General features: G+C 69.8%; 22 protein-coding genes. 8 read left to right on the top strand and 14 right to left on the bottom strand.

Translation table 11 applies throughout. The features are described from left to right. Positions 1-53: 53 nt before the first annotated feature. The 5 genes from nbrcactino_RS16435 to nbrcactino_RS16415 form a co-directional block, all read right to left on the bottom strand. The gene (locus nbrcactino_RS16435; protein WP_161928591.1) at positions 54-1,313 is read right to left on the bottom strand and encodes an alpha/beta hydrolase family protein; all 1,260 of its coding nucleotides are present in this window, start codon (positions 1,311-1,313) and stop codon (positions 54-56) included. A 60-nt stretch (positions 1,314-1,373) separates the two neighbouring features. Next, positions 1,374-2,525, bottom strand: a complete 1,152-nt coding sequence (locus tag nbrcactino_RS16430; protein ID WP_161928544.1) for a GTP-binding protein — start codon at positions 2,523-2,525, stop codon at positions 1,374-1,376. Between the two features lie 45 nt (positions 2,526-2,570). Continuing rightward, complete coding sequence (locus nbrcactino_RS16425; protein ID WP_161928543.1) at positions 2,571-3,764, bottom strand: SRPBCC family protein; 1,194 nt, start codon at positions 3,762-3,764, stop codon at positions 2,571-2,573. Further along, positions 3,761-5,002, bottom strand: coding sequence for an oxygenase MpaB family protein (locus tag nbrcactino_RS16420; protein WP_161928542.1), 1,242 nt, complete (start codon positions 5,000-5,002; stop codon positions 3,761-3,763). The genes nbrcactino_RS16425 and nbrcactino_RS16420 overlap by 4 nt, the downstream gene beginning before the upstream one ends. A 159-nt stretch (positions 5,003-5,161) precedes the next feature. Then, complete coding sequence (locus nbrcactino_RS16415; RefSeq protein ID WP_161928541.1) at positions 5,162-5,770, bottom strand: TetR/AcrR family transcriptional regulator; 609 nt, start codon at positions 5,768-5,770, stop codon at positions 5,162-5,164. 43 nt (positions 5,771-5,813) lie between these two features. On the opposite strand from nbrcactino_RS16415, the gene nbrcactino_RS16410 reads away from it, so the two are divergent. The 5 genes from nbrcactino_RS16410 (at position 5,814) to nbrcactino_RS16390 (ending at position 11,607) form a co-directional block, all read left to right on the top strand. Then, positions 5,814-7,232 (top strand): sulfatase family protein, encoded by a 1,419-nt coding sequence (locus tag nbrcactino_RS16410; RefSeq protein ID WP_161928540.1) that lies wholly within the window; start codon positions 5,814-5,816, stop codon positions 7,230-7,232. Positions 7,233-7,343: 111 nt separating this feature from the next. Continuing rightward, on the top strand, positions 7,344-8,153 hold the full coding sequence (gene stf0 / locus nbrcactino_RS16405; RefSeq protein ID WP_161928539.1) for a trehalose 2-sulfotransferase: 810 nt from the start codon (positions 7,344-7,346) through the stop codon (positions 8,151-8,153). Further along, positions 8,150-9,100, top strand: coding sequence for a sulfate adenylyltransferase subunit CysD (cysD, locus tag nbrcactino_RS16400; protein ID WP_161928538.1), 951 nt, complete (start codon positions 8,150-8,152; stop codon positions 9,098-9,100). The genes stf0 and cysD overlap by 4 nt, the downstream gene beginning before the upstream one ends. Further along, positions 9,100-10,992 (top strand): adenylyl-sulfate kinase, encoded by a 1,893-nt coding sequence (gene cysC, locus nbrcactino_RS16395; protein WP_161928537.1) that lies wholly within the window; start codon positions 9,100-9,102, stop codon positions 10,990-10,992. The genes cysD and cysC overlap by 1 nt, the downstream gene beginning before the upstream one ends. Positions 10,993-11,001: 9 nt before the next feature. Further along, positions 11,002-11,607 (top strand): DNA-3-methyladenine glycosylase I, encoded by a 606-nt coding sequence (locus nbrcactino_RS16390; protein WP_161928536.1) that lies wholly within the window; start codon positions 11,002-11,004, stop codon positions 11,605-11,607. Here the strand turns inward: nbrcactino_RS16390 and nbrcactino_RS16385 are convergent, their stop codons facing one another. From nbrcactino_RS16385 to nbrcactino_RS16370, 4 genes are all read right to left on the bottom strand, one after another. Next, positions 11,608-12,633 (bottom strand): ABC transporter substrate-binding protein, encoded by a 1,026-nt coding sequence (locus nbrcactino_RS16385; RefSeq protein ID WP_161928535.1) that lies wholly within the window; start codon positions 12,631-12,633, stop codon positions 11,608-11,610. After that, entirely contained in the window at positions 12,630-13,742 is a 1,113-nt protein-coding gene (locus nbrcactino_RS16380) for an LLM class flavin-dependent oxidoreductase (protein WP_161928534.1), read from the bottom strand. Before nbrcactino_RS16380 ends, nbrcactino_RS16385 begins: the two co-directional genes overlap by 4 nt. Before the next feature lie 117 nt (positions 13,743-13,859). Continuing rightward, entirely contained in the window at positions 13,860-14,090 is a 231-nt protein-coding gene (locus tag nbrcactino_RS18055; protein WP_186343414.1) for a DUF167 domain-containing protein, read from the bottom strand. Between the two features lie 4 nt (positions 14,091-14,094). Next, positions 14,095-15,567, bottom strand: a complete 1,473-nt coding sequence (locus nbrcactino_RS16370; RefSeq protein WP_228460984.1) for a hypothetical protein — start codon at positions 15,565-15,567, stop codon at positions 14,095-14,097. 215 nt (positions 15,568-15,782) lie between these two features. On the opposite strand from nbrcactino_RS16370, the gene nbrcactino_RS18400 reads away from it, so the two are divergent. Further along, complete coding sequence (locus nbrcactino_RS18400; protein WP_267130412.1) at positions 15,783-15,911, top strand: hypothetical protein; 129 nt, start codon at positions 15,783-15,785, stop codon at positions 15,909-15,911. Between the two features lie 50 nt (positions 15,912-15,961). Continuing rightward, the gene (locus tag nbrcactino_RS16365) at positions 15,962-17,071 is read left to right on the top strand and encodes a YeiH family protein (RefSeq protein ID WP_186343412.1); all 1,110 of its coding nucleotides are present in this window, start codon (positions 15,962-15,964) and stop codon (positions 17,069-17,071) included. A gap of 9 nt (positions 17,072-17,080) precedes the next feature. On the opposite strand, the gene nbrcactino_RS16360 is transcribed toward nbrcactino_RS16365, so the two are convergent. Both nbrcactino_RS16360 and nbrcactino_RS16355 read right to left on the bottom strand, forming a co-directional pair. After that, entirely contained in the window at positions 17,081-17,548 is a 468-nt protein-coding gene (locus nbrcactino_RS16360; RefSeq protein ID WP_161928532.1) for an Rv1443c family protein, read from the bottom strand. A gap of 2 nt (positions 17,549-17,550) precedes the next feature. Then, positions 17,551-18,492, bottom strand: coding sequence for an NAD(P)/FAD-dependent oxidoreductase (locus nbrcactino_RS16355; RefSeq protein ID WP_161928531.1), 942 nt, complete (start codon positions 18,490-18,492; stop codon positions 17,551-17,553). A 69-nt stretch (positions 18,493-18,561) separates the two neighbouring features. On the opposite strand from nbrcactino_RS16355, the gene nbrcactino_RS16350 reads away from it, so the two are divergent. Continuing rightward, positions 18,562-19,122: a helix-turn-helix domain-containing protein gene (locus tag nbrcactino_RS16350; protein WP_161928530.1), complete on the top strand. Its 561-nt coding sequence runs from the start codon at positions 18,562-18,564 to the stop codon at positions 19,120-19,122. Between the two features lie 16 nt (positions 19,123-19,138). Here the strand turns inward: nbrcactino_RS16350 and nbrcactino_RS18445 are convergent, their stop codons facing one another. The 3 genes from nbrcactino_RS18445 to nbrcactino_RS16335 are packed head-to-tail and all read right to left on the bottom strand — an operon-like array spanning position 19,139 to position 22,516. Then, the gene (locus nbrcactino_RS18445) at positions 19,139-20,392 is read right to left on the bottom strand and encodes a M23 family metallopeptidase (RefSeq protein ID WP_161928529.1); all 1,254 of its coding nucleotides are present in this window, start codon (positions 20,390-20,392) and stop codon (positions 19,139-19,141) included. A gap of 22 nt (positions 20,393-20,414) precedes the next feature. Next, positions 20,415-21,953 (bottom strand): MFS transporter, encoded by a 1,539-nt coding sequence (locus nbrcactino_RS16340; RefSeq protein WP_161928528.1) that lies wholly within the window; start codon positions 21,951-21,953, stop codon positions 20,415-20,417. Continuing rightward, positions 21,950-22,516, bottom strand: coding sequence for a TetR/AcrR family transcriptional regulator (locus nbrcactino_RS16335; RefSeq protein ID WP_161928527.1), 567 nt, complete (start codon positions 22,514-22,516; stop codon positions 21,950-21,952). Before nbrcactino_RS16335 ends, nbrcactino_RS16340 begins: the two co-directional genes overlap by 4 nt. Between the last annotated feature and the right edge of the window lie 78 nt (positions 22,517-22,594).

The following is a 22,594-nucleotide window of genomic DNA, read 5'->3' as shown; positions in this document are numbered from 1 at the left end:
GTCGGCAGAAATGAGGGCCCAGTCGGCAGAAATGAGGGCCCAGTCGGCGGGATTTAGGGCCCACTCGGCGGAGGGGAGAGCTGGTCGTCGAGCCAGTCGAACATGCGCTCGTCGGTCAGCGACCGCGCCATCGGCTGGCAATGCCAGCTGGCCCCCTCGGCGGTGGTGAACCGGACGACGGTGGCGAGGCCGTCCGCACAGCGGGCGGCCAACTCGTCGGATTGGCCGGGCCAGAACTGCTCGTCGTCGGGGTCGGTGATCAGCAGCGGCGTCGTGATCGATGCGGCCAGATCCGGGGTGATCCGGTACTCGCCAACGGCGGTGACCGTGTCGAAATCGGTGGCGTCCGGGTCCGCGGCGCGATACGGGCGGGCCCGCCAATCCCACATGCGCCGGGTGGCCGGGGACAGCTTCAACCCCATCGCCAGGTCCCGGTTGAACGCCTGCGCCTTGCCCGCATGGAGGAGGTCGGTCAGGTGCTTGGGCAGATGCTTCGTCCACGAGGCCGCCACGTCGACGACGCCGGGATCGGCGATGGCCGCGGCATAGCGGTGGTCGAAGGCCAACGAGCGCGGCACCCAGTAGCCGGCCTGGCTGATCCCGTACAGCGCCAGGCGGTTCGGGTTGACGCCGGGCAGCGTCAGCACGTGGTCGGTGACCGGGGTCTGTACCGCCTCCCAGTCGGGGCGGAAGCCGATGCCGCGTTCGAACAGCATCGACTGTTGGCCCGGACCGTCGTAGAGGACGACGCCGTAGCCGCGGGCCAACGCTCCGAATGCCGCGGCCGACCACAGCGCCGACACCGACCCGTCGCTGCCGTTGATGACCACCAGGGTCGCGCCGGTGTGCCCGTGCGTCGGCGTGAGGTACCAGCCCGGAAGGGTCGACCCCTCGTACGGGATGGACAGCCGCGCCACGTCGAAGTCGCCGTGGTCGAGGAACTTCTCCCACGCCGCCCGGTGCTCGGCGAAGACCGGCATCCGCTGCGCGTCGTCGGCGATGCCGTCGAGGCCGTCGAAGGCCTGCGACAAGTAGTTCGCCGCCCGCAGGTAGGCCGAAGCGGCGCTCACCCGGTGCCCGGATCGGCTCGACCCATCGGCGGCAGCGACGAGGCGGCGGCCCAGGGCCAGCCACGCGTTCGACCACTCCTCGTCGTGGTCGTCGCGGCAGCCGGCAATGGTGGTCAGCACCTCGCCGACATCGGCACCGCCAGAAGCGCAGTACCCCAACAGGAGTCGCACGGCGAAGTCGCGCCCGTCGTCGGCGTAGAACCCATCCGGGTAGACGGAGTGGCTGGTGTGGCGGTGGTTCATCGGCGGCCTTCCGACGGCGGTGCGACTCATCGTACGAGGCGCCCGGGCCGCTCGTGCCGGTTACGCGTGCACGTGCGGGCCGGCCCAGGCGGGCAGCGGATCGGGGAAGTCGGCCCAGGCCGTCGGGCCGGCCGCCCACTCGTCGTCGGTGAGCAGGGCCTCGGACAGCAGCCGGGCGGGCTCACTGCGGTCGAGGTGCACGCCGATGAACACGATCTCCTGTCCGGGGCGTTCGTCGGTGTTGGTCCACGGTCCGGCGGCCTCGATGAACAGGTTGGGGCCGGCTTGCGACCAGATGGCCGCCAGATCCGGGCGGGTGGCCACCCAGCAGAACCCCTTGCTGCGCAGGATTCCGCGCAGGCCGTCGAGCGCCGCCGCGAGCCGCTGCGGGTGGAAGGGCCGGTCGGCGCGGAACACGGTGCTGCCGATGCCGTACTCCTCGGTCTCGGGGGTGTGCGCGTTGGTCATCTCCTCGGTCCAGCCGGCGAGCTGGCGCGCGGCGTTCACGTCGAAGCGCCCGGTGCCCAGGACTTGGTCGAGGTCGATGTCGCCGCGGGTCACCCGGATGATTTCGGCGTGGGGGTTGAGGCGGCGGACGGTTGCCTCGGTCGCACCGGCGACGGCTTCGGTGACGAGGTCGGTCTTGGTCAGCGCTATGACGTCGGCGAACTCGACCTGGTCGACGAGGAGGTCGGCGATGTTGCGGGAGTCGCCGTCGCCGGCCTGGAGCTCCCGCTCGGCAAGCTGTTCGCCCTTGGTCAGCTCGCCCAGGAACGTGGCGGCGTCGACGACGGTCACCATGGTGTCGAGGTGAGTGAGTGAAGAGAGCGAGAAGCCGTCGTCGAACTCCCAGTCGAAGGTGGCGGCGACCGGCATCGGCTCGGAGATTCCGGTCGATTCGATGACGATGTGGTCGAACCGCCCGTCGGTGGCGAGGCGGGCCACCGATTCGACGAGGTCCTCGCGCAGGGTGCAGCAGATGCATCCGTTGGTCAGCTCGACGAGCCTCTCCTCGGTGCGGTCCAGTGCGGCGGTGCCGGCCAGCGGGCCGTCGACGAGCTTGGCGTCGATGTTCACCTCGCTCATGTCGTTGACGATGACGGCGACGCGCAATCCGCCGCGGTTGGCGAGGATGTGGTTGAGGAGGGTGGTTTTGCCGGCGCCGAGGAAACCGGATAGCACGGTGACAGGGGTGCGGGACTGAGGACTCATCCCTTAATGATAACCGTTATCAATAAGGATGAAAGAGCGGCCCCATCAGCCGGGGGAGACGGCGCTGCTGTTCACCGCGTCGACGGCGCTGGCGAAGGTCTTCACCCGATGGCGCCCGACGTCGTAGCCGGTGCGCCCCAGCATGGCATCGCGGAACTGCGGGTGCACCCGCGACGCCAACGGGACCCACCACGGCTTGTGGCTGCGCGGCAGGTCGGCGAGCAGACGGTCCGAGGCCGCGGTGAACACCGGGGCCAGGCGCAAGTAGTCGGGTCGGAACTCGCGCAGGTCGCGGTCGGCGAAGCGGCGGCGATGCACGTCGACGAGGGCCCGGGGAAGGTCTGCGTCGATGTGGGCGGAGACGCCGTAGAGCAGTCCCTTCATCACCGGGAGGTGCGGTCGTCGGGGGTCGTTCGTCTCGGCGGTGGACCAGGCGCGCTGCCAGGCCGGCTCGACCTCGGCGCCGGTCAGGTATCCGGTGAGATTCCGTTCGTAGTACTCGTGGAACACCGGGATCAGGGCCAGGACCCAGTCGGGGTTGTCGAGGGCGATCGGCGGGCACTTCGGTGCCGCACCGTGGGTGATTCCGCTGGCGGCGGTGATCATCTCCTCGGTGACGTACTGATAGACGCGTGCAAACCACTGCTTGGGATCGTCGTCGTCGGCCAGTTCGTCGGCGAGTGCGCGCTGGGTCCGCAGCGACTCCTGCGCGTCGGCGAGGAGTTGCTCGAATCCGGCCGAGCCCACGGGGTGGCGCGTCCCCATGGGGAGGGGCGGCGCAGGCTCGTCGTCGAGACGGGCCGACGACGCCTGCTCGGCGAGCAGGTCGAGCGATTCGTCGACCTGCGTGCGGATGATCCGGCACAGCAGGTGCGACAGCGGCGGGCTGATCAGCCGCATCGACACCTGCCAGGTGAACTCGGTACGCCCGTCATCGGTCGCGGAAAACCGCTGCACGCCTTGATGACTCAGCAGCATCGGCCCGCCGTCGTACACGCGGTACCGGAACTCGCGGGCCGGGTCGGCGTATTCGACGACTTCGCGCAGCTTGCGCTTCCCGTCGGGCAGGGTGATGACGCGCAGGGTGCCGGCGGTGTCTGGACGGTCGCCGGGACCGGGCTCGGCGAGGTCGACCCGGGCCGTCGACCACGAGCGCATGAGGTCGGGATCGGTCGCCAGCCGCCACGCGGTGGCCGGCGGGCAGTCGAGGATCCGGGACAGGGTGAACTCGGCGGTCATGCGACGCTGTCCATCCGGTTCTCGTCGGCGGCGCGGTAGCGGGCGCCGACGATCTTCGGGTCGGTCAGGTCGATCCCCAACCGCCAGGTGACCAGCCGCAGTTCGCGGCGCGCGACGGTGCGCTCGGACCCGAGCAGGCCGATCGCCCGGACCAGCTCGCGGGATCGGACCACCGGGCGGGCCAGGTCGACGAGGTGGTGCAGCGGCGTGGAGCGCAGTCCCATTGCGGTGGCGATCTCGGCGTCGACCCATCGAGTCGACACGGCGGCGAACACCGGTCGCAGGAACGGTTTCGTCACGAGGTGGAAGGCATTGTTGAGCGGGCCCGGCAGGCCCAGGTCGGCGCGGTACCCGTCGTCGAGCAGGGCTCGTACCAGGGTCTTGGCGTCCTCGTGGGGCTGCAGTTGGAACTCGCGGGAGATCCGCCAGATCCGCATGGCGTCCTCGTAGCTGGTCGGCAGCAGGTTCTCCTCGACGCCGATGACCCATCCGATCCACCGCCAGAGGTGGGTGATGGCCTCGAGGTCGGCCCGCGAGTAGTGGATGCCGAAGTCTTTGGCGATGTGCAGCGGCAGGGCCAGGAAACCCGCGGTGATGGTCAGCTGCGCGTAGGTCTGGTTGATCGGGACGCCCCAGGCGTCGTCGTCCCAGTCGTTCGCGGCATGCAGGTGGTGGCGCACCATTGCGTGGACCAGGCGGATCCGCAGGGTCTCCACCCAGCCCCCGGCCCCGACGTCCATCAGCCCGGGCGCGGTGGCCAGGGTGACCCAGCGGGCCGTCGCCTGGACCCGGTCCCAGGTCCCCTCGGTCAGGCGCCCGGTGGCGGCGAGCGGGCGGGTGAAGCCGCGGGCCTGATAGCCGTAGATCAGCGATTGGTACAGCGTGCTCGACTGCAGCGACCCGAAGCGCCACCAGGCGTCGGCGCCGGCTCGGGCCAGCGCCGGGTCGAACCAGGCGGGTGGGGTGCTCGCGTGCTCGAGGAAGGCGCGGAACTCGGGCGCCCCGGCGAGCAAGGTCGGGTCGACGAGGCTGGGGTCGTCGAGCGCGGAGACGATGTCGGTCCACCGGTGCGCGGCCCCGGAGAACAGCTCGGTGATCACCGCGTCGGCCCGCGGGTCGCCGACGAGGAGTCCCTGCGCCATGGCGTGGACGTGGTCGGGGTGGTGGGCGGCCACCTCGTCCCAGTTCTGTGCGCCGGTGATGGTGGCCGCCGTTGCCGAAGACACGGTTGCAGTCATAAAGACAGTGTGTCTTTTACATTGGCGGGCGTCAAGAATGCCGTCGGCGTGGCGCGGGGACAAGACATCAGGGCCCAGTCGGCGAGGATGAGGGCCCAGTCGGCGAGGATGAGGGCCCAGTCGGCGAGAAAGAGGGCCCAGTCGGCGGAAGGGAGAGGGTCAGCCGAGGCCGGCGAAGCCCGACCAGACGAGCAGGAACAGGTGGTCGACGACGTCGGACCGACTGACCGTACGCGTGGTCGACCACCATGCGATCGTCGTCGAGATGGCGCCGACGAGGGCATGCGCCCACGTCGCGGCGGGCGCCTCGTCGCGGCCGCGCGCCCGGAATCCCTCGGTGAGGATCGAGGTCAGCGCGTCGACCACGACTCCGTCAGCCGACGGGGTGGTCGGCAGCAGGTGCGCCGACAGTGCCCGGGCGAGTTCGGGTTCGTCCTCGAACCACCCGGCCAAAATGTCGATGGCGGCACGGGTCTGATCGGCCGGATCGGTGATGCCGCCGATGATCGCGCCAAGCCGTTCGACGATGAGGCGGGCATGTCGGTTGGCCAGGGCGGTGAGCAGCGCGTTGCGGTCGGCGAAGGAGGCGTAGACCGCCGACCGGGTGAGTCCGGCGGCCGCTGCGACATCGGCCAACCCGACGTCGGGCCCCGACTCGCGGATCGCGGCTTCGGCGGCGTCGAGCAGTTGTGCCCGCCGCTGCTTCTGATCGACCGGCGGACCGGGTGGGCGGCCCCGGCCGCGTCGTACTCGTGTCTGCTCGGCCATCGTCGTCCCAGGTTAGTCGTCACTCCTGCGGCATGATGGGGACATGGCCGATGCACCCGCGAACGTCATCTTCATCCACTGGCACGACCTGGGTCGGCACCTGTCCTGCTACGGCGCGCAGGGGGTGGTGAGTCCGACGCTGGATCGGATGGCCGAGGAGGGGATCCGGCTCACCGACGCCCACGCGACGGCGCCGCTCTGCTCGCCGGCGCGCGGTTCGCTGTTCACCGGGCAATACCCGCACCGCAACGGTCTCATCGGGCTGGCCCACCACGGTTTCGGTTACCGCGAGGGCACCCGGACGTTGCCGTCACTGCTGGGCGCGGCCGGCTACCGCACCGTGCTGATCGGGATGCAGCACGAGAGCACCGACCCGACGAGCCTCGGCTTCGACACCGTCGACGTCTCCGATTCCCGTTGCGACTACGTCACCGACGAGGCCATCTCCTGGCTGACCCGCGAAGGGGTCGACGACCAGCCGTTCTTCCTCACGGCCGGGTTCTTCGAGACCCACCGCCCCTATCCCGACGACGAGTACGACCACCCGGACCCGACGACCATCGGGGTGCCCGACTTCCTCCCGGACACCCCCGATGTGCGCGCCGACCTGGCCGGGCTGCACGGCAGCATCACCAAGGCCGACGCCGCCGTGGGCCGCCTCCTGGACGCGGTGGCCCGGGCCGGGCTCGACGCCAACACCTGGATCGTCTTCGCCACCGACCACGGCGTGGCCTTCCCCCGCGCCAAGTCGACCCTCTACGCCGAGGGCACCGGGATCGCGATGATCATCCGCCCGCCGAACGGCGGTCCGACGGGCCTCGTCTACGACGGCCTGTTCTCCGGCGTGGACCTCGCCCCGACCCTGCTCGACCTGCTCGGCCAGCCGATTCCCGACGAGGCCGACGGGGTGTCGCACGCGGGCGCGTTCCGTGGCAGCGGAGATTCCCCGGTCCGCGACGAGCTGTTCACCGAGAAGACCTATCACGACGCCTTCGACCCGATCCGGGCCGTGCGCACCAAGGATTTCAGCTATATCGAGAACTATGCGCCGCGCCCGGAGCTAGTGCTGCCCCTCGACATCGCCGACTCCAGTTCGGCGCGCTCGCTCGACCCCCGCGCCACGATCGTGCCGCGCGCCCGCCACGAGCTGTACGACCTGCGTTTCGATCCTCGTGAGCGAAACAATCTGGCCGGTGATCCGCTCTACACCGAGATCGCGGCGGGCCTGGCCGGACGGCTGGCCCGCTGGCGCTCCGAGACCGGTGACGAACTGCCCGAAGACGCGGTCGGGACCGCTGTTGCCGAGCGCTTCATGCGCGCCTGGGCGAATCGTTCCAAGACTATCGACCCAGGTGAGGAGGCCTTGCCGTCGCGCCGGCCGCTCGGCGCGCGTCGAGAGCTGGCCGGCGGCCTGACGGTCGGGCGGACGACGGAGTCGCACACCGATTCCGGCGCCGGGTAGGCGTCGCAAACCCCACCCCGGCACCACCTCGCCCGCGATCGGCGTTTCGCCCGCGCTGGTTCTAAATCCGGCGTCGCGCGGGGTGGCGACTCCCGTCGTATCGTTCCCCGCGTGACCGACGCAAAGCCCTATCTCGTCTGCGCGAGCCAGCGCAGCGGCAGCACCCTGTTGGTGGAGTCGTTGGCCGCCACCGGTGTGGCCGGGCGGCCCGCCGAGTTCTTCCAATACTTCGCTTCCTCGTCGCTGGCGCCGCAGCCACTCGAGTGGTTCGCCGGCGTCGACGACGAGCAGATCGTCGGTGGCCTCGCGGCGACCGACCAGGGGACCGTGGATGTGCGGACCGCGCAGCAGTGGCGCGCCGACGTGGTGGCGGCGGGCCGCACCGACAACGGCGTCTGGGGCGGCAAGCTCATGTGGAACCAGACCCCGCTGTTGATCGCGCGGACCCGCGTCGCGTCCGGGTCGCTGCGCACCGCGCTGCGGTGGCTGTTGGGGACCGACCCGGTGTTCGTGCACGTCCACCGCGACGACCTGATCGGCCAGGCGGTGTCGATGTGGCGGGCGGTGCAGACCCGCGTCTGGCGCGACAGCCCGGAGCCGGAGGGCCTGCACCTGGAGGGCGTGCCCGACGAGGAGGCCTTCTACAACGCCGAGGGCATCGCGCATCTCGCCGGGATCCTGGCCGACCAGGAGCGCCGCTGGCGGACCTGGTTCGACGAGGAGGGGATCGAGACCGTCGACATCGAGTTCGGCGAGCTCACCCGCGACCCGACCGGGACGACCGGCCGCGTCCTGGCGGCCCTCGGCCTCGATCCGGCGCTCGCGCCCCCGCCGTCGCTCAAACCACAGTCCAACGCCCGGTCCAAGGAGTGGGCGCTGCGCTATCGAACCGATGCCGACCGGAACGGATACCCGAGATGACCACGTCGACGACGACCGTCGATCCCGCGATCGACCACATCCCCGCCCTGCGGATCCTCGAATCCGAGGCCGTCCACATCATCCGCGAGGTGGTGGCCGAACTGGAGAACCCGGTGCTGTTGTTCTCCGGTGGCAAGGACTCCATCGTGTTGCTGCACCTGGCGGAGAAGGCGTTCCGCCCGCACCCGCTGCCGTTCCCGATCCTGCACGTGGACACCGGCCACAATTTCAGCGAGGTCATCGCCTTCCGTGACAAGCGGGTGACGCCGACCGCGGCGCGCCCGGACGGCATCCGGCTCATCGTCGCGTCGGTGCAGGAATCCATCGACACCGGCCGCGTCGAGGAACCCGACGATCCGTCGGGGTCGCGCAACCGGCTGCAGACGCGCACGCTGCTCGACGCCCTGGAGCACTACAAGTTCGACGCGGCCTTCGGCGGGGCCCGCCGCGACGAGGACCGGGCCCGCGCGAAGGAGCGCGTGTTCAGCTTCCGCGACGAGTTCGGCCAGTGGGATCCGCGCGCCCAGCGCGCCGAGCCGTGGTCGCTGTACAACGGCCGTATCCGCCGCGGCGAGTCGGTCCGGGTGTTCCCGCTGTCGAACTGGACCGAGTTGGACATCTGGCGCTACATCGAACTGGAGAACATCGAGTTGCCGCCGATCTACTTCGCCTCGCAGCGCGAGGTGTTCACCCGTGACGGGATCCTGCTGACCGCGTCGCCGTTCACCCACCCGCGGCCCGACGAGAAGGTCGCCACCGAGTGGGTCCGCTACCGGACCGTCGGCGACCTGACCATCACCGGTGCCGTCCGCTCCACCGCGACGACGCTGCCCGAGGTCATCGCCGAGGTGGAGGAGGCCACGGTGTCGGAGCGAGGCGAGACCCGCGCCGACGACCGGACGTCCAGCGCGGCCATGGAAGACCGCAAACGGGAAGGCTATTTCTGATGACCGCGACCACCACTGCCGCCGATCGGCAATTCCTGCGGCTGGCCACGGTCGGCAGCGTCGACGACGGGAAGTCGACCCTGATCGGCCGCATCCTGCACGACACCGGCAGCCTGCCGAGCGACCACATCGAGTCGGTCACCGACCAGCAGGGCCAGCTCGACCTCGCGGCCCTGTCGGACGGGCTGCGCAGCGAACGCGAGCAGGGCATCACCATCGACGTGGCCTACCGGTTCTTCTCCACCGAGCACCGCAGCTACGTGCTGGCCGACACCCCCGGCCACGAGCGTTACACCCGCAACACCTTCACCGGTGCCTCCAACGCCCATGTGGCGGTGGTCCTCGTCGACGCCCGTCACGGGGTGCAGCGCCAGACCCGCCGCCACGCCCGGATCGCCGCCCTGGTCGGCGTGCCGCACGTCGTGGCCGCGGTCAACAAGATCGACCTCGTCGACTATTCGGCGGAGCGCTTCGAGGAACTGCGGGCCGAGCTCGACGAGCTGGCCCTGCAGGTCGGGATCGGCGAGATCACTGCCATCCCGGTCGCCGCCAAGGCCGGCGACAACGTCGTGCACCGCTCGTCGTCGACGCCCTGGTACGACGGTCCCACCCTGCTGGAGTATCTCGAGGACGTGGAGTTGGCCGCGCCGTCGCCGCAGCCGGGGGAGCTGCGCCTGCCGGTGCAGCTGGTGTCGCGGCCCAGTGAAGGACACCGCCGCAGCTACAGCGGTCGGATCGTCGCCGGCACGGTCGCGGTGGGCGATGAGATCACGGTGCTGCCGTCGGGCAGCCGCAGCACCGTCGTGGCACTCGACACCCTCGACGACGGTCGGGCGGTCGGTGTGGCCGGGTTGTCGGTGTCGATCCAGCTCGCCGACGAGATCGATGTGTCGCGCGGCGACGTGATCGTGTCGGGACGCGCGGACGCGCACCTGCCGGTCGTGGCCCGGGAACTGTCGGCGACGGTGTGCTGGCTGGCCGAGAAGCCGCTGCGCGCCGGCGACCGCGTCGCCCTCAAACACGGTTCGACGACGGTGCGCGCCACCGTCCAGTCGCTGGATCGGCGGCTCGACCCGGACAGCCTGATCGAGCAGGTCGGCCCGGGCGAACTCGTCCTCAACGACATCGGCACCGTCACGCTGCGCACCTCCTCGGTGGTGCTCGCCGACACCTACGAACAGAACCGGGACGGCGGCGCGTTCGTCCTCATCGACGAGGCGTCCAACGACACCGTCGGGGCCGGCACCATCGACGAGGCGCGCGAGGTCGTGCCCGGTCGGGCCACCCGCAACGACATCAAGTGGCATCCCAGTTCGCTGGCGCGCGACGAGCGCTGGCGCAAGACCGGCCAACGCGGCGCGACGGTCTGGTTGACCGGGCTGCCGGCGTCGGGCAAGTCGACGGTCGCGGTGGTGCTGGAGCGGCTGCTCGTCTCGCAGGGCCGGGTCGCCTACCTGATCGACGGCGACAATATCCGCCACGGCATCTCCGACGACCTCGGATTCTCACCCGGCGACCGGGCCGAGAACATCCGGCGCGTCGGGCACCTGGCCCGGCTTTTCGCCGACGCCGGTGTCATCGCCGTCGCATCGATGGTGTCGCCGCTGCGCTCGGACCGTGACATCGCGCGCGAGTTGCATGCCGCCGCCGGACTCGACTTCGTCGAGGTCCACGTGGCGACGCCGGTCGCCGAATGCGAGCGGCGCGACCCGAAGGGTCTGTACCGGCGTGCCCGTGAGGGATCGCTGCGCGGGTTGACCGGGGTGGACGCACCGTACGAGAAGCCGACCGATCCGGATCTGCGGTTCGACACCACCGGCGCCGACGTCACCGAGTTGGCGCAGCGGATCGTCGACCTCCTCGTCGAGCGGGGTGTCGTCGCGGCGTCCTAGACTCACCGCATGGAACCGTTCGTCGCCCCCGACGGGGACCCGCGCTGCGCGTGGGCCGGTGGCGCACCGGAATTGCTCGCCTACCACGATGCCGAGTGGGGTTTCCCGGTCGGCGATGACACCAGGCTGTTCGAGAAGATCTGCCTCGAGGGGTTTCAATCCGGCCTGAGCTGGCGGACGATCCTCAACAAGCGGGACGCGTTTCGGTCCGCGTTCGCCGGATTCGACTTCCACGCGGTGGCGCGGTTCGACGAGCCGGACGTGGAGCGGATGCTCGCCGACCCGGGCATCGTGCGGCACCGCGGCAAGATCGAGGCGGCGATCAACAATGCCCGCCGCGCGGTCGAACTCGAGGCGGAAGCCGGATCGTTGGCGGCCTACGTCTGGCGGTTCGAACCCGACGCGGGGGAGGTCGGCATCCCGCAGACGAAGACGACGTCGGCCACGTCGGTGGCGCTGTCGAAGGATTTGAAGAAGCGTGGCTGGCGGTTCGTCGGGCCGACCACCGCGTTCGCGTTCATCCAGTCGATGGGGCTGATCAACGACCACCAGCACGCGTGCAAGACGCGTGCCGAGGTCGATGCGGCCCGCCAGGCGTTTACCCGGCCGGGGTAGTCAGGCCACCGCGGCGCGGTCGACCACCACCTCGGCGACGTCGACCGCGCGGTCGAGGAAGCCCTGGTCGTAGAGGAACGCGATCTGGTGCTCCAGCAGCACGAGCCGGTCCGGGTCGAGGGACACGTCGAGTTCGGCGGCCAGGCCGGGCGCGAATGATCGGTCGAGCAGTTCCTCGGCGACGCCGACTTCGGCCGCGATGATCCGACGGGCCGCGTCGGCCTGGGACTGCGCCCAGACGGCGGCCGCGGTCGTCTCGTCGAGGATCGCATCCACGATGGACGGGTCGGCCCGGAGGAGGTCGCCGGTGACGCTGAGCGTCAACGGGCGCAGGTTCGACGACAACCGCGGGTCGGTGTGGGCCGTCTCGCCGGCCTCCACGACGGCGGTGGCCCCGGTGAACGCCTCGGTGATCGGGCGGTTGGCGCCTTCGGCGAAGATCGCGTCGACCCGTCCGGACAACAACGCCGCGCTTTCCTCGCGCTGGAACCCGAGCATGAACGCGGCGTCCCACAGCGTTGCGACGGCGGTGTCGCGCGAGGTCGAGTCCGACGCGAAACTGCGCCCGATCTCGATGTCACGCAACTCCACGTCGTCGAGGGTCAGGCCGGCGGTGCGCACCGCCCGGGTGACGCCCTGCAGAACCGTGGCGCGCCAGAAATCGACGGGATCGTTGAGTCGTCGCGGAATCCCGATCACCTTGCCGCGCAGGTCTTCTGCGGACGTGATCCCGGATTCCGGCCGCGCGAGCAGTGCCGCGTTGGACGGGGCGACCGACAGCCCGATGATGGCGACGTCGGCGCCGCGGGAGGCCGCGACGAGCGGCGGGATGTTCCCGCCGTGGCGGACCGACCGGGGCTGGGCCTGGGTGAAGTGGGTGGTCCGGGTTTCCTCGTCGTGGGCGGTGGCCAGCGAGCGGAACGCCGTGTCGAGGCCGGTCAGCCGCTCGGTCAGCCGACCCGTGCTGACGGCGAGGGAGAACGCGGTCGGGACCGGGCACCGGGTGAACCAGACGTCCGCGCTCACGACGCCACCTCGGCACGGTCGGCCAGCAGTGCGGCGACCCGCGGGAAGACGTGTTCGGCGAACCGCTTGGCCTCCCGCTCGGCCGGCTGGAACTGCAGCATGAACAGGGCGATCCCGGCGTCGTAGAACTCGACGAGCCGGGCGGCGATGTCGTCATAACTGCCGACGAGCCCGGCCGCCGTGCCGCCGTTGGTGCCGATGTGCGGGAACTTGCGGAAGGTCTCGAACATGACGGCCTTCGGGTCGGCGTTGGCGAAGACCCCCTCCAACGTGGGGGCGTCCTCCTCGGCCAGCCGCCAGAACAGCTCCAGTTCGCGTTGGGCCTCCTCGTCGGTCTCGCGGGCGATCACGAACGCCGAGAGACCGAACTCGATCGGGTCGCCGGTGCGCGGCCGGTCGGCGACGGAGGCGATCAGCTCGCGCACCACGTCGAGGGGCTGGCCGTTGATGAACCAGGCGTCGGCGCGCTTGGCGGCCAGGTCCCGCGCCGGCTCGGACTCGCCGCCGAGGTACACCTTCGGCTTGCGCGAGGGGTCGGCCGGGGCGAGCACGTAGTCGTCGATGGTGAAGTTGTCGCCCTGGTGGGTCACGTGCTCGCCGGCGGTCAGCGGCGCGACGATGGACAGCCATTCGTCGCCGTAGGCGTAGCGGTCGTCGTGATCGGCAAAGGTCACCCCTGCCTTCTCCAGCTCCGGTTTGTACCAGGCGTTGACCAGGTTGAGGGCGAACCGGCCGTCGGCGATCTCGGCGATCTGGGCGGCGATCTTGGCCAGGAACACCGGGTGGAACAGGTAGGGCTTGATCGCCGCGATGATCTCGATCCGGCTGGTGACGGCGGCCAGGGCGGCGGCGCCCGACCAGGCCTCCAGCTCTGCGAGCTCGTGCCCGTTCGGGTTCAGGTTGTGCTGGGCCACCAGCGTCGAGTCGTAGCCGAGGCGTTCGGCCTCGAGCACGTAGCGGCGGTTGAACTCCCAGCTGGCGTCGAATCGGTCGCCGGGGTAGTGCTGGGCGGCGAACGGGCCCCACACCGGGGCCCAGACACCGAAGCGCGGCCGGGCCAGATCGACGGGCCAGGGGGAGGACGGGCTGGTGAAGGAGCTGTGCGACATGCCGAAAACCTATCGGCGCCGCGAGCCGTCCAACACCTAACGATCACCCGGACTTTGACTGTCGCGCCGGAGATTCGGACGTGGTTCAATCTCCGGTCCGCCAGCCGCTCGGACCGGTTAGTCCACCCGGAATCGTTTGACGCGGCTCGTCGCGCCGGCGATCAAGGTGACGCGGCTCTTGGGGACGCCGAGATGCTTGGCGAGCAGGTGCGCCACCGCCTTGGTGGCTTTGCCCTCGGTGGCCGGTTCGCGCACATAGACGGTGAGCGCACCGTCGTCGGCAACCTCGACCAACGGCCCCTTGCGACTGTTCGGCTTGACCGTGACGACGATGGTTTCGCCGGTCACTCGATCACCAGTGCACGATGCCGCGACGACGATGGTTGAACTTCGTCCCGTTGTCGATGTTCGGGCCGGTGCGGTCCTCGTCGAGGCAGATCGAACGGAGCACGTTGTGGTACACCACGAGCCCATAGTAATTCGGCGCGGTGAGGATGCCGGTGGTCTTCGGTAGCAGGTTCGGGATCATTCCCGGATCGATGATGTCGCCGAAAAGCTGGGTCGCCGGGTCGGGTGCGCCGAGGCTCCAGACGAGCTCCACCATGTGGGCGGTCAGGCCGTAGGCGTAGTACGCCGCGGTGATCGTGTGCGAGACGGTCAGCTCCGACAGGGGCACAGTCTCGCGGAAGTCGAGGCCGTCGAGGTGGTTGCGGTGCAGGCCGATGATCGCCTCGATCGGCGCGCCGCCGACGTAGGGGATCATGTAGGAGACCTGCGAGAGGATCCACTCGGCGGTGTTGAAATCGGCCGGATCGGTGGGGATCGCGTTCTGATGCACGCGCGTGTTGCGCATGTACACCTCGAGTTGCCGCGTCACGTCCTTGAGCTGCGGGGCGATCTGCGGGTTCGTCTTGGCCAGGAAGTTCGACGTGCGGGTGACGATCCGCTTGAGGGGCAGGGTGCCGATGTGGCGGCAGTTCTCCGCGTCGGCGACTGACACCTCGTTGGCGACGTCGCGCAGCATCGGATGCACCGCCCAGGCGAAGCGCAGGTCCTTCTCGGCCTTGCCGGCGTTCTCCTTCTCGGCCTTGGTGACCGAGGCGATGCACGCCATCGTGAGGTTCACCGACATGCGCTTGTAGAGCTGGTTGACCCCTACCACGCCCAGGATGATGGGGATCGAGATGAGGGTGCCGAGACCGATCGGCCCGACGTCGAGCAGCTTGGGCACGCTGCGCCGGAAGATCGTCGCGGGAACCAGCACGGTGACGTAGAGGTAGGTGTAGACGGTTTCGACGGCTTGCGCCAGCGTGAGGTTGTCCAGGGAGATCGCGTGCGACGTTTCGCCGCTACGGATCCGAACCAGCTGGGTGACGATGAATTGGGAGATCGGGTCGCGGTACCGCATGATCGGGTCCGCGTCGCTGGCCCCCATGTCATAGGGGTGGTTGGACACCCACAACGTGGAGATCTTGGCCTTGCGCATGTCCGCGCGCGCCCTGGCCTTGATGGCCGGGGCATCCTTCTTGACCTGGGCGGGCAGGATCGGCAGCAGCGCGTCGAAGACTGATTCGAAGATGACGCCGAGGGTGGCGAACCGGGAACCGACGCACTCCTTCTTCGTCGTCGGGTCGAGGTTCGTCGGGATCGTGCTTCGTTGTTGTTGCTGCCCCGGCTGGGTCTGCTGCTGCTTCTGGGGCTGGGTCCTCTGCGGCGCGGCGGCGGCCAGTGGTCCGGCGTTTTCGACGACCGTGGCCGTGACCGACAGGCAAGGGGCCACGGAGACCCCGACGATCAGGCGCCGAACCGCTTGGCGTCCCGCCACATCGCGCTTCCTTGGCACTGCTCCACTCCCCTGTTCGCCCTCTTACCAGGGCGTTGTAAGCATCGTGCACCATTACGGAATGTCCGTTTTCACCGGGTCGGAACGGTGCACCTCGTCCGTGTCTTTCTACGTGGGCCGATGCGTGACCGAGGGTGTTCTAATCGCCACGAGCGCAACGGTGTTCGGGCATCCCGGTGATTCGTAACCTCATGGGCATGACGGACAGCGACGAGAAGCGCGGCCGACCGATCCGGCTCAGCGAGGACTGGTGGGCGACGATTGCGGGGATGACGCTGTTGGCCCTCGTCTTGGTCGGGGCGATCCCGGGAGGGTTGGTCCCGTGACCACGCGAGGGGAGGCAGCCCCGGTGTCGCTGCCCACCGAGAACGAGGCCATCACCGCCGCCGGCGCCGACCGGTCGTCGGGCGAGGCGGTCAACCGGGCCTGGCCGTGGCTGGTCGGCGGCGTGCTCGTCGTCGTACTCCTGGGCGCGCTCACCCGGTTCCTTGAGAGCAATGTGCCGGGCTGGCTGGAGAAGACCCCGTTCGAGCGGATCGGCGAGACGGTCGAGTTCCCGGTCTATGCGATCGCCCTGGGCCTGCTCGGCAACGTCGTGCTGACGAAGCTGGGTCTGCGCGAGAAGCTGGCCGCCGGCTTCCGGACCGAGTTCTTCATCAAGACCGGCGTCGTGCTGCTCGGCGCATCGATCAACCTCAAGGTGCTCGTCACCGCGGCCGGCCCGGCGATCCTGCAGGCGCTGGCGCTCATCACCGTCGTCTTCGGCTTCACCTGGTGGCTCAGCGGCGCGCTCGGCCTCGACGACAAGCTGCGGGCACTGCTCGCCTCGGCGGTCTCGATTTGCGGGGTGAGTGCGGCCATCGCCGCCGCGGGGGCGGTGCAGGCCCGCAAGGAGCAGATCGCCTATGCCGCGTCGTTGGTGATCGCCTTCGCCCTGCCGTCGATCTTCCTGCTGCCCTGGCTGGCGGACAAACTGAACCTGCCCGACGCGGTGGCCGGCGCGTGGATCGGCGGCAATATCGACACGACGGCCGCCGTGGCCGCCTCCGGCGCCATCGCCGGTGAGCAGGCGCTGCAGATCGCCACGATCGTCAAGACGACGCAGAACGCGCTGATCGGGATCGTCGCGATCGCGTTGACGCTCTATTTCGCGGTCAAGGTTGAGCGCAGCGGGGAGACGAAGGTGGGGGTCGCCCAGGTGTGGGAGCGGTTCCCGAAGTTCGTCCTCGGATTCATCACGGCCTCCATCGTCGGAACCCTGTACCTGCAGTTCGGCGGGGCCAAGGCCACCATCGGCACGGTCAACGACCTGCGGACCTGGTTCCTGATCTTCGCTTTCGTCGCCATCGGCCTGGAGTTCTCGTTGCGCGGTCTGCGCGAGGCCGGGTGGCGACCGGTGGTGGTCTTCGGCAGCGCGACCGTGGTGAACCTGCTCGTCGGACTGGGTCTGGCCTGGCTGTTGTTCCGCAACTTCACCGTCGGGTGAGCGGGCCGGTCAGGTGGCGGGCGTGTCGATCGCGTTGACCACCGCGGCCAGCGTCTGCCACCGGCGGTGGCGGTGGGCAAACATGAGCCGGACGAAGACACGCGTCAGCGCCCCGCGCGGCCCGTCCGCCACCTCGATCTCGTCGGTGTAGCGGCAGCGGTCCGGGCCGAGCGGCTCGAATCGCAGCCGGTGGTTCCACGTGTCGACCGGACCGCCGTGCTCGTTGGTGTAGACCTCTGACTCGTCGAGGCGCACGACGCTGATCGTGTGCCGCCAGCTGGGGATGACGCCGAGCCACCACACGCGACCCGTCGCGGTGAAGCCGGGCGTGACCGCCTCACCGGGCGGGGGTGCCTGTTCCATCGAGAAGGTGAGGACCGGGGCGAGGACGAACAGCATGACCTCCGGAACGGCGGCCATGGCCCGGGCGCGCGCCGCCGACAGCGGCAGTTCGGTGGAGATCGAGACGACGGCCATCCTCAGACACCGACCTGGGCGGCGTCGAACTCCCGCGTGATCAGGGACATGTTCACCATGCCGCCGGTCATCGCGGCGGCACCGATGGACATCGGCACCGTCAGAGCCGGATTGACGATGTTGCCCACCGCCCAGATCAGCGGATGGCTGGTCTGTCCGAAGCCGTCGACGGTGAGGAAGTTGCCCATCGGGTTGTCGGCCCGGTCCAGGTGCAGTCCCTCGAGGAAGGCGTCGTTGGGACGGGGGGCCGGCGAGGCGAAGACCGCGTCGATTCCGACGACGGAACCGTCGGCCAGACGCACGCCCGAGATTGTCGTCGGGTCATCGCCGAGGATCTCGACGACGGGGGTGTCGATGACGGCGACTCCCCGGGAGGCCAATCGGGCCCGTACGTCCGGGCCCGGATCGTGGGTGCCCGCCGCCGACGCGGTGAACAGCGTGAGGTCGGGGCTCCACTGTCGGATCAGCTGGGCCTGCAGGGCGGCCATCGGCGAGAGTGCCAGCACGCCGAGGCGCCCGTCGCGGACCTCCCAGCCGTGGCAGTACGGGCAGTGCAGCACCGAGCTGCCCCATCGCTGGGCGAAGCCGGGGATGTCGGGCATCTCGTCGGTCAGGCCCGTCGCGGCGATCAGTGCGCGGCCGACGACGGTGTCGCCGTCGTCGAGGTGGACGGTCACGGTCTGATCGTCGGCGTCGACCGCGGTGGCACGTCCGGCCCGGATGGTCACGTCGTAGTGACTCACGTCCGCTCGGCCCCGGGCCAACAGAGCGGCCGGCGACTCGCCCTCCCAGCCGAGCACGCCGTGCATGTGGTCGGCGAAGCGGTTGCGCGGGGTTCCGTCGTCGACGACGAGCACCCGGCGCCGGGCCCGGCCGAGCAACAGCGCGGCAGACAGGCCGGCCGCGCTGCCGCCGACGATGATGGCATCCCAGTTCTGTGTCATGTGGCCCATTGCAGCGCCGATTCACAGAAGTGGCAAGTATTCTTGCGGAATTGGCAAGGAAGGTGATCGATGATCGACGAGGTGAAACAGGTCGGCGCCCGGTTGCGCGTGCTGCGCACCAGCAGGGGCTGGACGTTGGAGGAGTTGGCCGGGCGTGCCGGGATGTCGCCGAGCACGTTGTCGCGGCTGGAATCGGGCAAGCGCCAACCGAGTCTGGAGCTGCTCCTGCCGTTGACCCGGCAACTCGGCGTCGGCCTCGACGACCTCGTTTCGCCGTCGGTCCCCGATCCGCGGGTGCGCCGCGACGCGATCCACCGGCCGGGGATGGTCATCGTCCCGCTGGTGCCCGTCGGCTCGCCGATGAAGACGTACCGGATCACCTACCTGCCTGTCGAGGAGATGCCCGAACCCCGGGTCCACGACGGCTACGAATGGCTCTACGTCCTGTCCGGGCGGCTGCGCCTGATCCTGGGCGATCAGGACTTGGTGCTCACCCGCGGCGAAGCCGCCGAGTTCGACACCAGCGTCCCGCATGCGATGATCGCCGCTGGCAAGCGGCCCGCCGAGGTACTCAGCATCTTCAACGACGCCGGCGACCGGATCCACACGCACACACCTGAGCGGGAGTGAGGTCGACGGTCCGCGCCTAGTCCGAAAAGTCGACGATGACCGCGTCCATCGGCAACTCGTCGCGGCGCGGTTGCGGGGTCGCGAGGTGGTGGGCGAAGAAGCGGCCGGCGACGAAGGGGTTCATCGCGGCGAGTTGGCGCGGTCCGATGAATCCGGCGTAGGAGAACTCGCCGATCACGTAGGGCAGCCCGTCGGAGCCGACGAGTTGCGGGCCGTTCATCAGCTGGAAGTGCAGGTGCGGGGCACTGGAATTGCCCGTGTTGCCCAGCCGTGCGATCACCTGCCCGGCCTTGACGCGATCGCCCGGTTTCACCAGTAGTGAGCCCTTCTGCAGATGCGCATAGGCCGCCCACACCCCGCCGCCGAGGTCTTGGATGATGTGGTTGCCGTCGACGGTTTCGACGGTGATGGTTGCGGCGAGAGCGGGGTCCGCGGCCGGCAGGGTGCCCGGCGTGTTGGCGGCCATGGTGTCCAGGGTCGAGGTGATGGTGCCGTCGGCGACCGCCCGCACCTCCTGCCCGTAGCCCGCGTAACTCTCGTTGCGGATGGGCTCGCCGGTGACGAACTCGCCGTCGTCGTTGGTCCGCATCCAGTCGATCGCGAATCGCTGGGTGTTGGCGAGGCTGCCGCTGAACGGGGCCAGGGCCGAGACATGCGCGGAGCCGATCCCGCAGCAACCGTTCATCGCGACCCAGTTGCGGCCGCGCACCGGTGCGGCGATCGTGCGCGTGCTGCCGGCCGCCACGTCGACGCGACCGGCGAGGTAGTCCTGCGGGGTCGGCGTCGTCGCAGCCGGGTTGGCCGCGCCGGTGATCCACAGCCGGTGCAGCACGGCCTTCGGGGCATCGGTCAGCGACTCCAGTTCGATGCCGACCAGCACGCCGCGCGATTCCTGCGGGCCGATCACCGTCGACGTGGCCGGCGACGAGGGCAGCATGCGCAGCCGGTTGCAGTCCCCGCTGTCGCAGCCCGGGTCCACCAGCGCCTTGCCCGACAGGGACGCGAGGACGCGGTCGCGGCGGGCGGCGTCGACCACGTCGATCTTCACGACGGTGGCCGGCACGGCCGCCGCATTCGTCAGCTGCAGGTCGTAGGCGAGGTGGAACCGGCCGTCGGAACCTTTGAACGGGAAGGTCGGTGCTCCGAGCTGGGAGACGACGACCGGCGTGTACGCCGGTGGGAGCGTCGGCGGCTCGGGTGGTGCCGCGGTCGAACAAGCGCCGACGAAAAGCGCCGCAGCCGCGACGACGATGCCGATCCGACGTCTCATCGTCCCAGCGTAGGACCGCCGGTCAGTGCTGGACGTCGATATCGAGGCTCTTGGGCGTCAAGACGAAGACCAGGGCACCGGCCAGGGCGAGCAGAACCGCGCCGACGAGGCCGACCTGGACCACCGCGTCGGTGAACGCCGACGTTGCGGTGGCCGTGAGTTCGGGCGAACCGGTCCTGCGGGCGATCTCGATGGCCGCGGCCAGCGATTCATCGGCGCCGGGCACCGCGGTGCCGACGCGGGAGCTGTAGACGACGGCGGCGACGGTACCCAGGACCGCGACGCCGAAGACGTTGCCGAGGTCGTAGGCGGTCTCCTCCAATGCCGCCGCGTTGCCGGCCTTGGCCTGGGGGCTGCCGGACATGATCATCGCCGACGCGATCGCCAGCGAACCGGCGCCCGCACCCTGCAACGCCATTCCGGCCGCGACCCACGGGTAGGACAACCCGGGTGCCAGATAGATCAGCAGCATCCCGGCGGCGGGCAACCAGAGGCCGACCGCGACCACCAACCGCGGGCCGAACAGGTCGACGAACCAGCGCGCCAGCACCGAGGTGACGACCGCCCCGCCGGCGAACGGCAACAGCCGGAACCCGGCCTGCAGCGGCGAATGGCCCTCCACGAGTTGGAGCCACTGCGCCAGCACGAGGATGCCCCCGCCCATGGCGATCATCGAGAAGAGTGCGGCGAGGACGCCGGCGCTCAGCTGCGGCCGCCGGAACAGCCTCAGGTCCAGCAGCGGATCGTCGCGGTGCAGGCACCGGTGGGCGAACCAGCCGAGCAACGCAGCCGACAGTGCCAACGCGGCCCAGGCGGGTGCGTTGGCCAGGCCGTCGGCCACGTAGTGCTTGCCGAACTCTTTGATCGCCCACACCAGCGAGGCCATGCCGGCAATGGACAGCACCGAGGCGAGCAGGTCCCACCCGCCGGCGTCGGCGACCCGTGACTCGGGCAGCAACACCGCCGCCGCCACGATCGCCACCACCATCGGCGGGACGTTGACCAGGAAGGCCGAATGCCAGGAGAAGTGCTCGAGGAGGAAGCCGCCGACGATCGGCCCGATCGCCGCACCGGCCGCCGAGACCGCCGACCAGATACCGAGCGCGAGGGTCCGTTCGCGGGTGTCGGTGAACACCACCCGCAGCATCGACAGCGTGCTGGGCATGATCATCGCGCCGCCGACGCCGAGGAGGGCGCGCAGGGCGATGACCATCGCCGGCGTCGTGGCCCAGAGGACGAGCAGGGACGCGACGCCGAACACGGCGAAGCCGGCGATCAGCATCGTGCGCCGACCGATCCGATCGGCCAACGCCGACATCGAGATGAGCAGCCCGGCGAGGATCAGCGAATAAGCGTCGACCATCCACAGCTGCTGCGTCGCCGACGGGCGCAGTTCCGCACTGATCGACGGCAGTGCGACGTTCAGCACGGTGAGGTCCATGACGACGGTCAGCAGCGCGATCGACAGGACCGCGAGGGCGGCCCAGCGGCGCCACGCCGGCAGCGGCTCGACGAGCGAGCCGTCGGGGTTCGTCGCGGGTGTCTGCAATCGGGTGGTCATGATCGATCCGAATCGGTCGGGCCGGCGAGAAGCAGGCGGGTGATCCGCTCGATGGCGGACAGTTCGAGGGGCTCGTCGTACAGGGAGGCGTGCAGGGTGACCCCGTCGACGAAGACGGACATCAACCGCGCGGTCTCGTCGTCGGTGAACTCGGCGAGGATGGCCACCAGTCCGTCGAACCAGTGGCGGCTCAGCCCGCGCAGCTCGGGGCGCTCGATGCCGGCCGCGTAGACCGCCATCTCCGTGCGGACGCGGTCGGCGTCGCGCAGGTACTCGTGCATCAGCGCGGCGATCGCGCCCGGTGAGCGGTCGCTCGCGGCGATGGCGGCCGCCACCTCGTCGAGGTCGGCGTCGACCTGCGCCGACAGGTGTTCGACCGCCCGGGCCACGAGGTCGTCGAGGGTGGCGAAGTAGTAGGTGGTCGAGCCGAGCGGGACGCCCGCCCGTTGCGCGACCACCCGATGGGTCAGTTTGCCGCCGGTGCCGTCGCTGAGCAGTTCGGCCGCCGCCGCGATGATCTGCTGGCGGCGGTCCGCGGGGGCGCGCTTCGCAGTCCGAGTCATGTGTACAAACGTACATGTACATTTGTACACGAGCAACGGCGCAGGTCGCCCGCACTGCGGCGGGTATGGCGCGCCCGG

Origin of the sequence: Gordonia crocea (genome assembly GCF_009932435.1) — a bacterium.
Taxonomy (GTDB): Bacteria; Actinomycetota; Actinomycetes; order Mycobacteriales; family Mycobacteriaceae; genus Gordonia; species Gordonia crocea.
The sequence above is the reverse complement of the archived record's forward strand: the minus strand, read 5'-3'. Positions and strand labels throughout refer to the sequence as shown.

What these genes read in the sequence shown, in the direction of transcription:
- nbrcactino_RS16430 (WP_161928544.1), bottom strand. Translation starts at nt 2,525, where the DNA reads ATGAGTCCTCAGTCCCGCACCCCTGTCACCGTGCTATCCGGTTTCCTC.
- nbrcactino_RS16425 (WP_161928543.1), bottom strand. Translation starts at nt 3,764, where the DNA reads ATGACCGCCGAGTTCACCCTGTCCCGGATCCTCGACTGCCCGCCGGCC.
- nbrcactino_RS16415 (WP_161928541.1), bottom strand. Translation starts at nt 5,770, where the DNA reads ATGGCCGAGCAGACACGAGTACGACGCGGCCGGGGCCGCCCACCCGGT.
- nbrcactino_RS16335 (WP_161928527.1), bottom strand. Translation starts at nt 22,516, where the DNA reads ATGACTCGGACTGCGAAGCGCGCCCCCGCGGACCGCCGCCAGCAGATC.
- cysC (WP_161928537.1), top strand. Translation starts at nt 9,100, where the DNA reads ATGACCGCGACCACCACTGCCGCCGATCGGCAATTCCTGCGGCTGGCC.
- cysD (WP_161928538.1), top strand. Translation starts at nt 8,150, where the DNA reads ATGACCACGTCGACGACGACCGTCGATCCCGCGATCGACCACATCCCC.
- nbrcactino_RS18445 (WP_161928529.1), bottom strand. Translation starts at nt 20,392, where the DNA reads ATGAGACGTCGGATCGGCATCGTCGTCGCGGCTGCGGCGCTTTTCGTC.
- nbrcactino_RS16380 (WP_161928534.1), bottom strand. Translation starts at nt 13,742, where the DNA reads ATGTCGCACAGCTCCTTCACCAGCCCGTCCTCCCCCTGGCCCGTCGAT.
- nbrcactino_RS16340 (WP_161928528.1), bottom strand. Translation starts at nt 21,953, where the DNA reads ATGACCACCCGATTGCAGACACCCGCGACGAACCCCGACGGCTCGCTC.
- nbrcactino_RS18400 (WP_267130412.1), top strand. Translation starts at nt 15,783, where the DNA reads ATGACGGACAGCGACGAGAAGCGCGGCCGACCGATCCGGCTCAGCGAG.
- nbrcactino_RS16360 (WP_161928532.1), bottom strand. Translation starts at nt 17,548, where the DNA reads ATGGCCGTCGTCTCGATCTCCACCGAACTGCCGCTGTCGGCGGCGCGC.
- nbrcactino_RS16355 (WP_161928531.1), bottom strand. Translation starts at nt 18,492, where the DNA reads ATGACACAGAACTGGGATGCCATCATCGTCGGCGGCAGCGCGGCCGGC.
- nbrcactino_RS16390 (WP_161928536.1), top strand. Translation starts at nt 11,002, where the DNA reads ATGGAACCGTTCGTCGCCCCCGACGGGGACCCGCGCTGCGCGTGGGCC.
- nbrcactino_RS16410 (WP_161928540.1), top strand. Translation starts at nt 5,814, where the DNA reads ATGGCCGATGCACCCGCGAACGTCATCTTCATCCACTGGCACGACCTG.
- nbrcactino_RS16435 (WP_161928591.1), bottom strand. Translation starts at nt 1,313, where the DNA reads ATGAACCACCGCCACACCAGCCACTCCGTCTACCCGGATGGGTTCTAC.
- nbrcactino_RS16420 (WP_161928542.1), bottom strand. Translation starts at nt 5,002, where the DNA reads ATGACTGCAACCGTGTCTTCGGCAACGGCGGCCACCATCACCGGCGCA.
- nbrcactino_RS16350 (WP_161928530.1), top strand. Translation starts at nt 18,562, where the DNA reads ATGATCGACGAGGTGAAACAGGTCGGCGCCCGGTTGCGCGTGCTGCGC.